This is a genomic window from Acinetobacter uliginosus, from assembly GCF_044130295.1.
Classification (GTDB): Bacteria; Pseudomonadota; Gammaproteobacteria; order Pseudomonadales; family Moraxellaceae; genus Acinetobacter.
Window position 1 is genome coordinate 1 of the sequence record NZ_JBIQOC010000009.1, and the last position, 14,988, is coordinate 14,988.

The 14,988-nt window shown below is 42.9% G+C and carries 10 protein-coding genes; 6 read left to right on the forward strand and 4 right to left on the reverse strand.

Going from position 1 to position 14,988, the window contains the following annotated elements:
• Positions 1 to 184: 184 nt before the first annotated feature.
• The 4 genes from ACE01T_RS03125 to tig form a co-directional block, all read right to left on the reverse strand.
• Positions 185 to 898: a DUF2846 domain-containing protein gene (locus ACE01T_RS03125; protein WP_395518720.1), complete on the reverse strand. Its 714-nt coding sequence runs from the start codon at positions 896 to 898 to the stop codon at positions 185 to 187.
• Between the two features lie 186 nt (positions 899 to 1,084).
• Entirely contained in the window at positions 1,085 to 2,395 is a 1,311-nt protein-coding gene (gene clpX / locus ACE01T_RS03130) for an ATP-dependent protease ATP-binding subunit ClpX (protein ID WP_086195413.1), read from the reverse strand.
• Between the two features lie 27 nt (positions 2,396 to 2,422).
• Positions 2,423 to 3,028 carry an ATP-dependent Clp endopeptidase proteolytic subunit ClpP gene (clpP, locus tag ACE01T_RS03135; protein WP_086175809.1) on the reverse strand — a complete coding sequence of 202 codons (606 nt, stop codon included), beginning with the start codon at positions 3,026 to 3,028 and terminating at the stop codon, positions 2,423 to 2,425.
• Between the two features lie 191 nt (positions 3,029 to 3,219).
• Positions 3,220 to 4,551: a trigger factor gene (gene tig, locus ACE01T_RS03140; RefSeq protein WP_092818975.1), complete on the reverse strand. Its 1,332-nt coding sequence runs from the start codon at positions 4,549 to 4,551 to the stop codon at positions 3,220 to 3,222.
• Positions 4,552 to 4,831: 280 nt separating this feature from the next.
• On the opposite strand from tig, the gene ACE01T_RS03145 reads away from it, so the two are divergent.
• The 6 genes from ACE01T_RS03145 (at position 4,832) to ACE01T_RS03170 (ending at position 14,833) form a co-directional block, all read left to right on the forward strand.
• Positions 4,832 to 7,018, forward strand: coding sequence for a TonB-dependent receptor domain-containing protein (locus ACE01T_RS03145; RefSeq protein WP_395518722.1), 2,187 nt, complete (start codon positions 4,832 to 4,834; stop codon positions 7,016 to 7,018).
• 212 nt (positions 7,019 to 7,230) lie between these two features.
• A complete protein-coding gene (locus tag ACE01T_RS03150; protein ID WP_395518723.1) occupies positions 7,231 to 9,537 on the forward strand; it encodes a TonB-dependent receptor in 2,307 nt (768 codons plus the stop codon).
• A 107-nt stretch (positions 9,538 to 9,644) separates the two neighbouring features.
• A complete protein-coding gene (locus tag ACE01T_RS03155) occupies positions 9,645 to 10,328 on the forward strand; it encodes a Fe2+-dependent dioxygenase (RefSeq protein WP_395518724.1) in 684 nt (227 codons plus the stop codon).
• A gap of 369 nt (positions 10,329 to 10,697) precedes the next feature.
• On the forward strand, positions 10,698 to 12,947 hold the full coding sequence (locus tag ACE01T_RS03160; protein ID WP_395518725.1) for a catecholate siderophore receptor Fiu: 2,250 nt from the start codon (positions 10,698 to 10,700) through the stop codon (positions 12,945 to 12,947).
• Positions 12,948 to 13,058: 111 nt separating this feature from the next.
• Positions 13,059 to 13,742, forward strand: coding sequence for a Fe2+-dependent dioxygenase (locus ACE01T_RS03165; RefSeq protein ID WP_395518726.1), 684 nt, complete (start codon positions 13,059 to 13,061; stop codon positions 13,740 to 13,742).
• Positions 13,739 to 14,833: an alpha-hydroxy acid oxidase gene (locus tag ACE01T_RS03170; RefSeq protein ID WP_395518727.1), complete on the forward strand. Its 1,095-nt coding sequence runs from the start codon at positions 13,739 to 13,741 to the stop codon at positions 14,831 to 14,833. Before ACE01T_RS03165 ends, ACE01T_RS03170 begins: the two co-directional genes overlap by 4 nt.
• Positions 14,834 to 14,988: the final 155 nt, after the last annotated feature.

Here is a 14,988-nt window from a genome sequence, read left to right on the forward strand (position 1 = left end):
GAAAGGAAACTTTTAAGGTCACTCTTTGTGCCTGATAAAAAATGGCGAAAACAAGAAGAACCTCAATTGAGGTTCTTCTTGTGATATTTGTGGGACAGCAGTGCCCTAAGGGGTGCTTTTTTGTTTTTTGGATAAACGCTTATCTCAGATCTGATTGATCTGTCATTCCAGATTTAAAATCTGTTTACCACGTCAGTGGATTCCAAATCTTAAACGGCTGAGTCAGTTGCACATCTTCTGCAGGATCATATTTTGCAGGTTTCATTTTTTGCGCTTTCTTACGTACCTTCCCGGTATTTTGATCTAGCGCAACAAAGTTATAACTTTCTGACTTCAGCTGAGTATAGGCGATTTCATTTAAGCCCGTTTTTTCCGGCATCAAGATTAAAGGCCCTGAAACTTCACGACGGGTAGTTAAGTTTTCTTCATCATACTTAATAAAATAAGACTGTCCTGCCTGTACGGTAAAATCCAGATATTTGGGCTTTTGGAAATGCTGCACACCCACGGGGCGGCTGGTGGAGATGCGATAAGTTCCGGCAGGCAGTTCAACCCAGTAATAATGATTGTTTAATAAACTTGGAATACGTTCACTATTGATAAACAAGCTGGATGCCACAATTTCCTGACGGTTCCACTTACTATCAGGACGGTATAAATAAACAATGGCTGCCTGATCGTTCTGTGCCTGAACTGGCTGAAAGCGCTGTCCTATCTTTTGATTAACCCAAGCACCAATGCTAAACATGCCAAAACGGTACTGTTCCAACAATCCCGGTTCATGTTCAGTATTGACAGGTTTTAAGGTCGATGTCGCTTGAGTGTGCTCCATAGCAGATTTGCCATGGCATCCCAATAAAATAAAGCTTGCACAGACTGCAATACAGACTCCACGCATGATTTTCCCTCACCGCGTATTTTTTTATTTTTGTACTAAACTGAATTAAGCACTTCATTGTTTGCTATATATTGATTTTATTTCGACGTCCACGCCGAGTTCTTGAGATTAACATTAGGTTTTATTTTTGGAAATAAAAAATGCGCGAAAACACAAGTTTTCCGCGCGTTTCTGACGAATAGCGAATTAAGCAGATTTAGAATTTATCACTTTTAAATCTACTTTAGCCGCATTTTCAGTTTCTGATTTAGGCTGACGTTCTGCTTTTAACACCGGTTTTGCTTCACCTGCAATCACTGCATCATTCACAATCACAGTCCCGACATCGGTACGGCTTGGTAAATCATACATGGTTTCAAGTAATGCATTTTCCAGAATTGAACGCAGACCACGCGCACCGGTATTACGTTCCAAAGCTTTTTTCGCTACGGCACGTAATGCTGAATCTTCAAATACCAGATCCACATGCTCCATATCAAACAAATATTGATATTGACGGGTTAAGGCATTTTTTGGCTCAGTCAGAATCTGCATCAAGGCTTCTTCATCCAGCTCATCCAGAGTTGCGATGACCGGCAAACGGCCAATAAATTCTGGAATCAAGCCAAATTTCACCAAGTCTGTTGCTTCAACCTGACGGAACAAATCAGACAACTTTCGGGTTTCATTTTTGTTCTTCACTTCAGCAGTGAAACCGATCCCGCCTTTTTCCTGACGCTGTTGCACGATTTTCTCTAGACCAGAGAAGGCACCGCCACAGATAAACAGGATATTTGAGGTATCAATCTGAATGAACTCTTGCTGCGGATGCTTACGACCACCTTGTGGCGGGATTGAGGCAACCGTACCTTCGATCATTTTCAACAACGCCTGCTGGACACCTTCACCAGATACATCACGGGTAATCGACGGGTTTTCAGATTTACGGGTAATCTTGTCAATCTCGTCGATATAGATAATACCCTTTTGCGCTTTTTCTACATCATAGTCGGCTTTTTGCAACAGCTTCTGTACGATGTTTTCCACATCTTCACCGACATAACCCGCTTCGGTCAAAGTGGTCGCATCGGCCATGGCAAATGGAACATCAAGCAAACGCGCTAAAGTTTGTGCCAGCAAAGTTTTACCTGAACCTGTTGGTCCAACCAGTAAAATATTACTTTTTGCCAGTTCAACCGCATCATCATGCTTATGGCCGCTATGGGTCACTTTTAGACGCTTGTAATGGTTATACACTGCAACTGAAAGCGTTTTCTTGGCAACATCCTGACCAATGACATATTGATCAAGTGCGGCACGAATTTCGTGTGGCTTAGGCAACGGTTTGCTCGCCCAATCGCCCGATTCAACTTGCTGGCTGGTTTGGACTAAATCTAGGCATACGTCCACACACTCATTACAGATGTAAGCGTCCTCACCTGCAATCAGTTTCCCGACTTCAGACTGCGTTTTACCGCAAAATGAACAATGCTTTTGTCCTTGAGGATGATCGGACATATTCACTCCAATATAAAAATCTGAAAATTATGGACGTTTAGTAAGTACTTCATCCACGAGACCGTACTCTTTAGCAGCCTGCGCTGTCATAAAGTTGTCACGGTCAGTATCTCTGGCAACAGTTTCATAGTCTTGACCACTATGCTCTGCCATTAAACGGTTTAAACGTTCTTTAATGAATAGAATTTCACGTGCGTGAATTTCAATATCCGATGCTTGACCACGGAAACCACCAAGTGGCTGGTGAATCATCACACGGGCATTTTCTAGGCAATAACGTTTACCCTTAGCACCTGCATTGAGCAGGAAGGCTCCCATAGAGGCTGCCTGTCCCATACAATACGTCACGACATCTGGTTTAATGAATTGCATGGTATCGTAAATCGCCATACCTGCAGTCACTGAACCTCCTGGTGAATTAATATAGAGGTGTATATCTTTATCTGGGTTCTCTGCTTCTAAAAACAACATTTGAGCAACAATTAAATTTGCCATATTGTCTTCGACTTCACCGGTTAAAAAGATGACGCGTTCACGCAAAAGACGTGAGAAAATATCGAAAGAACGCTCACCACGAGAAGACTGTTCAACCACCACTGGCACTAAAGCGTTATCAATTGTTGGAACATACATACGTTATTTATTCCTAAATTTTTTGTTACTCAACTCATAGTCACAATATGAGGGATAATTGCTGAAAATGCAAAATATTCCCAATTAAATAACAGATATTTTTTATATAAGCATTGTGAATTCAGGACAGGTTCACGATAAGCCTATACATAAAAAAAGGCGCATGATGCGCCTTTTTCAGTCAGTTAAGCTTAACCTTGTTGACGAGCTTGCTGCTCTTTCAATAAGTCTTCATAGCTTACTTTTTTGTCAGTCACTTTAGCAGAAGCCAAGATGTGATCAACAACCTGATCTTCTAATACAACAGCTTCGATTTGAGCACGTTGCTGTTTGTCATTTTTGAAGTATTCAATCACTTCAGTTGGGTCTTCGTAAGAAGAAGCCATATCTTCGATGTAAGCGTCAACGCGAGCAGGATCTACTTCAATTTTAGCGTCCGCTAAAACCTTGCTCACCAACACGCCAAGTTTTACAGATTTTTCAGCTTGTTCTTTGAACAGGTCATCTGGAAGCATGCTGCTGTCAAATGCTTTCGCACCTTGAGCACCAAACTGTTGAGTGAACTGTTGAATCATTTGCTGACGTTGACGATCAATTTCTTGAGACAACATCGCAGCAGGAACTTCAACTTCATTTGCAGCTACAAGGGCATCAAAAGTCGCGCCTTTTACCTGGTTACGAAGACCGTTTTTCACTTCACGTTCCATGTTTTTACGAACGTCAGCTTTTAATTTTTCAACGCCTTCTTCTTCAGTTAAACCGAAGATTTTCAAGAATTCAGCATCAACTTCTGGAAGTTTTTGTTTTTCAACAAGCTTCACAGTGATTTTGAATTGAGCTGCTTTACCCGCAAGGTTTTCAGCCTGGTAGTCTTCAGGGAAAGTAACATCAATCACTTTCTCTTCGCCTTTCTTCATACCAACGATACCGTCTTCGAAGCCAGGGATCATACGGCCAGAACCTAAAACAAGTTTAAAGTCAGTTGCAGAACCGCCTTCAAATTTTTCGCCATCTACTGAACCTTCAAAGTCGAAAGTCACTTGCATGTCTTTTTTAGCCATGCCTTTGGTTTCAGTCCAGCTTGCACGTTGCTTTTGAAGGTTTTCGATCATTTGATCAACGTCTTTGTCGCTCACTTCAGTTGCTTTACGTTCAACTTCCAAGCCGTCAAATTTAACGTCAACTTCTGGATAAACCTCTACAGTTGCTTCATAAACAAGAGCGTCTTCCTTGTTTTCAACTTTTTCAATGTTTGGCATGCCAACAGCATTGATTTTCTCTTGCTGGATCGCTTCAAACACTGTGTCACGAATTACATCGTTCACAACTTCTTGATAAATGCTTGCGCCATATTCGCGACGTACTACATTTAAAGGTACTTTACCTGGACGGAAGCCGTTGATCTTCACAGTTTTAGCAGTGCGTTTTAAACGAGCTTCAAATTGCTCGTTCACACGGCTCGTCGGTACAGATACATTTAAACGACGGGCAACGCCCGAAACCGCTTCAGAAGTTACTTGCATGGCTTCCTCGATATAGAAATAGTAATTGCAATTTTGAAAGTGCCACATTATATGACAACATTGAAAGATATACAAAGCAGTATGAATTAACCACTATTTTTGTCTTGTTCTGCGATTAAATTTAAATTAAATGTAAAAAATCTCCTCTCTTTATTCCCACTTTAATATTTTTGTATATTTTTTATTGCAAATGATAAGTCTTATCATTACCATTAATGCGTTTTATTCTGTCTTGTTTATTTTCAGTTAGTTATCTCGTCCATCTTTGGAATTCTATTGTATGAGTCATTTCAATCTCCGCCCGCTTGGCCTTGCCATTTTAGCAATTACCTCCCCTTCCGTTTTTGCCAATACTGAAACACAATCTGCTCCCCATCAGCTTTCAACTCTTGTGGTATCCGCTACAGGCTACGAACAAAAATTAAAAGATGCGCCTGCATCCATTACAGTCATCACAGCAGAAGACTTGAAAAATAAAAGAATTACTTCGATTGCAGATGCTTTAGTAGATGTGGAAGGTGTCGATATTAGCCCGACCGCGGGTAAAACTGGCGGGCTAAACATTCGTATTCGTGGAATGGACTCAGAATACACCTTGGTATTAGTCGATGGTCGCAGACAAAATAGTACTGGCGATATTTCACCGAATGGATTTGGTGAATCTAACAATAGTTTTATTCCGCCTGTTTCCGCAATCGAGAGAATTGAAGTGATTCGTGGCCCTGCATCTACGCTTTATGGTTCAGATGCAATTGGGGGTGTGGTGAATATCATCACTAAAAAGGTTTCACCTGAATGGACGGGCGCTGTAACACTTGAAGGGACCCTTAACCCGAACTCCTCTGACTTTGGCAACCAGCGTGCTGTAGATGCCTATGTCACTGGTCCCTTGATTCAGAATTTACTGGGTATTCAGCTCCGTGGTCGTAAGGCTGAACGCGATCAATCGCATATAACCCCGGATGCCAATTCAGATACCGAATTAACTCAAGGCAATAACCCGACAAAGTCTGATTTGGAAACTATTGGCGTTCGTCTTACTCTAACCCCTAGCGATGATCATGATATCTCAGCAGAATATGAACAGACCGAACAATGGTATGACAACAGTAATGGCCAGCTCGGTACTCTAGGTGCCAATGGCGGTTATAACTCTGCGCAAGAATATAACCGTGAAAAAATCATTCTTGCCCATAGCTGGAAAACCCGTGTGGGGACTTTGGATTCAAGTATCAGTAATACACAAACAGAAACGGTTGGCCGCTTAATTCCTTCGCGTGCACAAGGTCTATCACAAGCCGTGACCCCGCGGCTGCTTGAAAGTGAAGACACCATTTTTGATAGCAAATTTACCACGCAACATTTTAGTGGACACAATATTACCCTCGGTGGCCAATGGTGGGATGCCAGCATTAAAGATGGTTTACGTGTCAATAAAGAAGTGTCATTTGATCAACTGGGTTTATTTGCAGAAGACACCTGGTCATTTACAGACAGCCTGGCTTTAACTCTCGGTCTACGTTTTGATGATCACAGCACATTTGGCGACTTTTGGACGCCACGCGCTTATTTGGTCTGGAATGCAAATGATAACTGGACCTTTAAGGGAGGCTATTCAGAAGGGTATAAGGCTCCACGTTTGGAACGTCTCACCACGGGTATTTATAATGTTAGCGGTCAAGGCCGTACCCCGGTTTTTGGTAATCCGGATTTAAAACCTGAAACCAGTAATAACTTTGAAATCGGCACGTATTTTAATAACAATTCTAATTTTGATGCCAATATCACGGCCTTTTACAGCCAGATTGAAGACAAAATCGTTACCGGCAATGTTGAACAAAGATGTAATACCAATACCAATAAAACTGTTTGTGAAGAGTTTATGGCATCCATTGGTACACCTTGGGTCATGGATTACTATCAGAGCCGAGGACAAAAACTTCCCGATTCGTGGAATGTTACCCGTCCTACCAATGCAGAAAAAGCGGAAGTCTATGGAATTGAAACCGGCTTCAACTGGGAATTTGCACCGGCATGGAAATTCGGTGTGAATTACACTTGGACAGAAACTGAAATTAAAGACAGTACTTTAGGTAATCCTCCGCTTAACGATACGCCAGAACATATCGTAAATGCCTCATTAAAATGGCAAGCCGATGACAATATTCAGTTATGGGCACGTGGCGAATACCGTAGCGAACGGGCACGCTTCACCTCAACTTATGAGAACTTAACTGCTGCCAATCAAAAAGTTTATGATGCTTTAGGTGAGTTTAAAAGTTATGGGTTGCTGCATGTTGGTTCCAACTTTAGGGTAAACGACAATTGGGACCTGGGCGTTGCTTTATATAACGTATTTGATAAAGACTTTAATGAGCATGAACTGATTGATGGCAGTTATTACAACCATTACAGCAATACTCAAGAAGGTCGTCGTGTTCAGTTAAGTACGACGTTTAAATTCTAATATTCAAAATCCCCATTAAAAACCCTGCATAAGCAGGGTTTTTCTATATTAAAATAAATCAAATACTTAATTACAAATAGTTACATTATTTCATTCAATATCCCGTTTTATTTTATCTTAAGAATCGTCAATTCCAATTCAACTTCATAGTGATAAAAAATAAGAATCATTATTATTCTCATACGTTTTCACAGTACCCTTTTGAGTTCGACATGGCCTTCATTAAAACACGCAAAAAAATCGTATCTTCTGCGATTGTTTCCTCACTTTCAGTGATGGCAGCGAATGCATTTGCACAAGATCAAGTTGCTCAACTTGAAACTATTCATGCACAGGCGGAAGCAGAAACAGCTCAAGGTCTAAAAGTAGATCAATCTGCCAACTCCAAGTTTGTTGCTCCTTTGCTGGATACACCTAAATCAGTTTCTGTCATTTCCAAGCAGCTGATTGAAGATACTCAAGTGACAACTTTGAGCGATGCTTTGCGTACAGTGCCCGGGATTACTTTAGGAGCTGGTGAAGGCGGCAACCCGAATGGCGACCGTCCATTTATTCGCGGTTATAACTCAGAAAGTTCGATGTACGTCGATGGTGTGCGTAACGCCACTTCACAAAACCGTGAAATGTTTGCTGTCGAACAGGTTGAAGTGACCAAAGGTTCAGCCTCTGCAATGGGCGGTGCAGGGACGACTGGCGGTAGCGTTAACATGATTTCTAAAGTTGCGAAAAAAGGCGACTCTTTAGAAGGTTCTGTTGGTGCAGGTACAGACAGTTACCAGCGTATTACTTTAGATGGCAACAAAGATTTTGGTAACGGTATTGCTGCCCGTGTGGCAGTAATGGGCCACCATAATGAAAAAGCCGGTCAGGCCGATGGCACTGAATACAAACGTGCCGGTATTGCTCCAAGTATTACGTTTGGCTTGGATACGCCTACCCGTGCGACCTTAAGCTATTACTACCTAAAAACAGACGATACTCCTGATTCAGGCATACCCTACAACAATCCTACTGGATATTCGCAATATTCAGGAAAGCCAATTGATGTCAAGCAAGGCGTTTATTACGGCTGGGAAGACCGTGATTTCCAGAAACAGGAAAATCAGGTGGGTACAATCAAGTTAGAACATGACCTGACTGACAATCTGACCATTTCAAATACCGCGGTTTATAACAGCTCTAAAAATGATTATCTGTGGACCAACCCTGATGATTCTCAAGGAAACATTTATAAGAATGGAAATGTATGGGCACGTGTAAACTCACGTATTGCCGATACCGATACATTTACCGACCAGTTAGCATTAACCGGAAAATTTAATACCGGTGCTCTTAAGCATAGCTTTAACTTAGGTGCAGAGTATTCGGATCAAGAAACAGATCGCACCCAATATATTATTAATGGCAAAAATGCGACTGGTACTCTAAATCCGGACGATACTCCAACCAATGACTGTAGCCCTGCCGATATTGCTTCGGGCTGGTGTACTTCTGTTCAGAATCCTAATCGGGGACCATGGACAGGAAGTATCAGTACTGAAGGTGCAGACCAATACAACACCCAAACCAAGTCCACTTCTGTTTATTTCCTGGACAGCATTGAATTCAATCCACAATGGATTTTAGATTTAGGCTTACGTTGGGACAAGTTTGATACAGAACAAACCATGACCTATGGTGCACGTAACAGTGCTGTTCTAGGTTCATCTACAACCCCTCCAACAAGACAAGTTGGCGAGCAAGTTAAAACTGAAAGTGATACTGATTTCTTCACTTATCAGGCGGGCCTTACTTTTAAACCGGTTGAAAATGGTTCAATCTATGCCAGCTATGCAACATCTGCCAACCCTGTGGGTGTAGATGCTGGTGACGGTTCTGAAGGTATAGGCGCAGCGTATAGCAACTTGGATCCTGAAGAAAGCCAGACTTTTGAAATCGGTACCAAATGGGATCTTTTACAAGATCGCTTGAATTTAACTGCCGCTATTTTCCGTACTGAAAAGCAGAATGCACGTATCCAGTTGAGCCCAACTACTTATAGTAATATTGGCGAAAGCAAAGTTGACGGTATCGAGCTGGGCTTGAACGGTAAAATTACAGATAAATGGGATATCAGCGCAGGCTATACCTACCTAGATAGTGAAGCGACCAAGAATGGTGTAAGCTGTCGCGGTACAACCTGTACTGACCAAACGGTATTTAACGGCAACCAAATGCCGAATGTTCCTAAAAACAGCGCTACACTTTGGACCACCTATCAGGTTCTTCCTCAACTTCAACTTGGTGCTGGTGCAACTGCAATGGACAAAGTCTATGGCGACCTAGCCAATACCAAATACGTTCCAGGTTATGTGCGTTACGATGCCATGGCACGTTACAACGTTAACGAAAATGTTGACCTGCAATTGAATGTCAACAACCTGTCGGACGAACGCTATTTCACTAAAGCATATGCATCTCACTACGCCACTGAAGCAGAAGGTCGTAGCGCAGTATTGTCACTAAATTTCAAATACTAAGCTCAATTAAAACCATAAATTAATTATGGATTTAATCTAAAATAGCCTCATAATAATGAGGCTATTTTTATAGCTAAAAGAATTCATTCTTCCAAAGGTGTATTGTCGTGATCCATCATATTCCTCATGTCCTGAGTAAAGAACAAGTTCAATATTTCCGTGAAGAAATGGCAAAAATTGAATGGGTCAATGGTAAAGTCACTGCCGGTACACTGTCTGCCACAGTTAAACAAAACCAGCAACTGCCTGAAGATCATCCCCTGACTCATCACTTAAGTACCATCATTTTAGAATCATTGGGTCAGCATCCCTTGTTTTTATCTGCGGCCATTCCTCTCGACATTATTCCGCCACTGTTTAACCGTTATGAAAACAATGAAGCTTTTGGTTTTCATGTCGACAATTCCATCCGCCGTATCCGTGGCAGCAACGACCGTTTACGCACGGATTTATCCTGCACGGTTTTTTTAAGCGACCCGGAAGAATATGAAGGTGGTGACCTGGTGGTTGAAGACACCTATGGCTATCATGAGGTTAAACTACCCGCGGGCGATATGATCCTCTACCCTTCCACCAGTGTGCATGAAGTCACGCCAGTAACCTCCGGCTGCCGTCTCGCGTCTTTCTTTTGGGTACAAAGCATGATCCGTGATGATGCAGAACGTCACATGCTGTTTAATCTGGATCAGTCCATTCAGAACTTGCGTATGCAGTTGGGTGACAAGCACGAAGAGGTCATTAAACTCACCAATCTCTATCATAATTTAATGCGTAAATGGGCTGAACTCTAAGCTTAAAATCATGAAAAGCGCATGATTCAAGTGCTGCATGAATGTTGAGGATGATTTTAATTTTCCTAAAACTGAGCAGCAGAGTTAAGCATTTCATTGTAAGTCAGTATAAAAATCCCAGCCTAATCATCATTCTTTTTCATTAGCGCAATGGATTGAGCACATCCACTGCGCTTTTTTAAACCACATTTTAAATAAAAACGAATAATCTTCTATAAATTTATTGCAAATAATAATAATTATCATTAATATTTGCACCATTGTTACAATCCATAACAATCTATCCACTTTTAGTTCCAGATTACTGACCACAAAAGTTGCAAAACAGTATTGGAATTCTGTCTTATACGAAACTAGGGATGACTGACCATGGCACAAATCAAAAGCCGTAAACACCACAGAAATGCTCAACTGGTTGCCTTAGCAGCCTCGTTCCCGCTCATGACTCATGCAGCAGCAAGCAATGGTGTCACCCAGCTGCCAACCATTACCGTGGAATCTAAAGCGGAAAATAAATATAAAGCCGATAGCGTCAGTTCCCCAAAATATACCCAGCCACTGGTCGATACCCCGCAAACCGTTTCCGTGATTAAAAAAGAACTATTAAAAGAACAAGGTGTGACGTCTTTGGTTGAAGCCTTAAGAAACACACCGGGAATTACCCTGCAACTGGGTGAAAATGGCAATACCAGTGCCGGCGATGCCTTTCAAATGCGCGGTTTTTCGACTCAAACCTCTACCTATGTCGATGGTATTCGCGATTTGGGTGCAGTCACCCGCGATGTCTTTAACCTGGAACAGATTGAAGTGGTCAAAGGCCCTTCTGGTGCGGAAGCTGGTCGTGGTGCAGCATCAGGGTATATCAACCTGGTCAGCAAACTACCACAGACTGAAAATAGCCGTGAAGTTTCTGCCACTTACAATACTGCAGAACATGCCCGCCTGACTGCTGATATCAATCAGGTAATTAATGATGGCATTGCAGTTCGTTTAAATGCCATGGGACAGGACGGCGGCGTTGAAGGCCGCGACTTTATTGAAAACAACGGCTGGGCCATTGCACCCTCGATTGCTTTTGGCCTGGATAGCGATACCCGCCTGTATCTCTATTCACAGCATATTCGTCAACGCAATATTCCGGATGGCGGTATCCCAACTATTGGCATGAAGGGTTTCTACAATGCCGATTCTGCTTTAGCTTCAGCACCTAAAGTGAATCGCGAAAACTTTTATGGTCACGTCGATGACCATGAAGATGTCCATGCAGATATGTATACGGCAAAGATCGAAAGTGATCTGGCTGAAAAGGTCAAACTGACCAACATCACCCGTTTGGGTAAAACCAGTATGAACCGTGTTTTAACCGGGATAAATACCGGTTCAGCCGGTTTAAGAACCAATGGTTCAAATGATCCAAAAGACTGGGAAGTTAACCGTTCACGTCAGGGTGTCGATCAGGAAAATAAGATTCTTGCTAACCAGAGTACTTTGAACCTGAATTTAACAACCGGTGCCATTGAGCATGATGTAGTTGCAGGTTTGGAATTTTTAAAAGAACAGCAACATACGAAAACTATGGCTACGCAAATGCCGGGTCAAGCGACAGTAGCCACATCTTGGGCCAATCTTTATGATCCAGATCGCAATGAAGCAATGCCCGGCCTGATGTATAATGGGGGCTATACCCATGGTGAAACTGATACAGCTGCCGCCTATTTATTCGACACGCTTAAATTTGGCGAGCGCTTCCAGCTGAATGGTGGAGTACGGGTCGACTATTACGACACCGAATATGATGCTTTGACCTTGCCATCGGGTAGCAGCAGCTTGGTCCCTGCTAGTTTTGGTGCACATGACACCTTGGTCAGCTGGAAACTGGGAGGCCTATTTAAACCTACGGCTAAAAGTAGCGTATATGCTTCTTATGCCAAATCCCTGACTCCTCCGGGAAGCGCCAACTTTAGCCTTTCAGCAACAGGGATTAACAGTGCGGCTGCCAAACCACAAGAAACCCACCATTATGAAGTTGGCACCAAGTGGGATTTGCTCAATGATCAACTGGCTGTAAACGCTGCTGCGTATTACACTGAAAATGAAAACCAGTTTACTCAAGATGCGATTACTCAAGAATCCATTCAGCAAGGTAAAACGACCGTCAAAGGGGTTGAACTGAGTGCTGTAGGTAAAATCACGGATGTATGGAATGTGTCTGCTGGTGTTGCGCATATGAAAACTGAACAAGAAGACCAGCTCAGCGTGAATGCAACCACCGGCGCAATTACCCGAACCAACAATGTACGCTGGTCACCGGAATGGACTGCAAGCTTATGGTCGACCTATGATGTTGCCGGCTTTAAACTGGGCTTGGGTGCACGTTATGTCGATGAACAAAAACGTGTGATTACCGACAGCACGGCAGCGGCGAATATGCCAAATATTCCAGGCTATGTAGTATTTGATGCCATGGCAGGTTATAGCCTGAATAAGAACGCTTCGGTCAACTTGAATGTCTATAACCTGGCAGACAAGGAATACATCAGCACCCTCAATAATGGCGGTGGTCGTATGATATTAGGACAACCGCGTTCAGCAGCTTTAACCTTTAACTATAAGTTTTAAGTCATTCGCCAAGTCTTAGCAGATTAAGTATAAATGCAGTGTATTAGAGCACTAATGCACTACATAATTCACTTTTGAGTCCAATCAACTTTAGGGATGCAGATCAAGCTGATGATGTTACATATTCCTGAAATTCTAAGCAAACAGCAGGTTGTCGAGCTACGACAACAATTAGATAATAGTCAGGCCTGGATTCAGGGTCAGCACAGCGCCGGCTTTCAGGCACAGAAAATTAAAAATAATCTACAGATTGATCCCAACAGCATTGCTTATCAATCCTTTGCGGCTAAAATTCTTCATGCCTTACAACACAACATCCTGCTCAAATCTGCGGCATTACCCAAGCATATTCTTCCACCTTTATTTAACTGTTATCAAGATCAGGGGCATTATGGCAATCATGTCGATAATGCCGTGCAATATTCCAGCAGCATCGGACAAGCCATTCGGACTGACGCTTCCATCACCGTGTTTTTATCTGAACCCGATGAATATGCAGGCGGTGAACTGATTGTTGAAGACAATTATGGCAGTCATGAAGTCAAGCTCGATGCGGGAGATGCCATACTCTACCCGGCCACCAGTTTACATCGGGTGGAACCGGTGACCCAAGGCAAGCGGATTGCGGCCTGCACCTGGATACAAAGCATGGTCAAAGATGACTGGCAGCGCAGCATGCTGTTTAATCTCGACATGAACATTATTAAATTGCGCCAGCAGATTGGCGATAGCGAAGAAATTCTGGGTTTGACCAGTCATTACCATAACCTATTACGCCAATGGGGAGATCTATGAAAACCGTTGCTCCCATCTCGCAGATTCCGGCCTATTTACAAACTATTGCCGATTATGAAATTCAGGCACAAAAGCATCTGTCTGATATGGTGTGGCAGTACTTGCAAGGCGGCTCTATGGATGAAGTCAGCGTCCGGGATAATCTGAATCAGTTTCAACAGATTCACTTAATGCCCCGAATGCTCAAAAACCTGACTCAAGGTCATACCCGCTGTAAAATTTTAGGGCAGGAATATCCGCACCCGATTTTTCTGGCTCCGATTGGACACCAGCAGCAGTTCCATCCTGAAGCTGAAGCAGCAACCGCATTGGCAGCAGAAGTACTGGGCAGCAATATGGTACTTAGTACCTTTAGCAATACTGACATGCGCCAACTGAAACAGGACAATCCATACAAGTGGTTTCAGCTGTACTGGCAAGGCGACCGGGAAAAATCGCTCGCCTTGGTGAAACTGGCAGAACAGCACAATTTTAAAGCCCTGGTGATTACCGTAGATTCCCCGCATAGCGGCATCCGTGACCGTGAACGCCGGGTATTTTTCCATTTACCGGAAGGTATGCAGCATCCGCATACCCCGGCGCATATCCCCTTGCCTGAACTGCATGAGGGGGATCATCCCGTATTTAACGGTTTAATGAAAATTGCACCGACTTGGGAGGATATTGCCTGGATGGTTCAACAGACCTCATTACCCGTTATTTTAAAAGGAATCGTCAATCCGCAGGATGCGCTGCTGGCCATACAGCACGGCGTACAAGGCCTGATTGTATCGAATCATGGCGGTCGTGTATTAGATACTTGCATTCCTCCACTGACTGCATTGCAGTTGATTAAAAAAGTGCTGCCGGCCGATTTTCCGCTGCTATACGATGGCGGGATTCGCCGTGGTTCAGATGTGTTTAAAGCCATTGCTTTGGGGGCAGCGGCGGTTTTCATCGGTCGTCCTTATATATATGGACTGGCAACTGCGGGAGCACTGGGTGTGGCGCATGTGATTAAAATACTGAAGGAAGAATTTGAGATTACCATGGCATTAATGGGAACAGCCACGCTAAATGACATCACTGATGAGTATATTTTCCATAAATAGTGTTGCTTATGGAAAATATTTCCCACACTCCAGTTTTATATGCAAAAAAAGAAAAATATTTCCAGAATAAATCCAGTAAGATTAAGTTATAGCTTTGCAAAAGCTGCGATTAAGCCAAGTGATAGGAATTGATGGTTTTTTATAACTTTCGACCA

Coding starts and splice junctions, on each gene's coding strand:
- ACE01T_RS03125 (WP_395518720.1), bottom strand. CDS start 898: ATGCGTGGAGTCTGTATTGCAGTCTGTGCAAGCTTTATTTTATTGGGA.
- clpX (WP_086195413.1), bottom strand. CDS start 2,395: ATGTCCGATCATCCTCAAGGACAAAAGCATTGTTCATTTTGCGGTAAA.
- clpP (WP_086175809.1), bottom strand. CDS start 3,028: ATGTATGTTCCAACAATTGATAACGCTTTAGTGCCAGTGGTGGTTGAA.
- tig (WP_092818975.1), bottom strand. CDS start 4,551: ATGCAAGTAACTTCTGAAGCGGTTTCGGGCGTTGCCCGTCGTTTAAAT.
- ACE01T_RS03145 (WP_395518722.1), top strand. CDS start 4,832: ATGAGTCATTTCAATCTCCGCCCGCTTGGCCTTGCCATTTTAGCAATT.
- ACE01T_RS03150 (WP_395518723.1), top strand. CDS start 7,231: ATGGCCTTCATTAAAACACGCAAAAAAATCGTATCTTCTGCGATTGTT.
- ACE01T_RS03160 (WP_395518725.1), top strand. CDS start 10,698: ATGGCACAAATCAAAAGCCGTAAACACCACAGAAATGCTCAACTGGTT.
- ACE01T_RS03165 (WP_395518726.1), top strand. CDS start 13,059: ATGATGTTACATATTCCTGAAATTCTAAGCAAACAGCAGGTTGTCGAG.
- ACE01T_RS03170 (WP_395518727.1), top strand. CDS start 13,739: ATGAAAACCGTTGCTCCCATCTCGCAGATTCCGGCCTATTTACAAACT.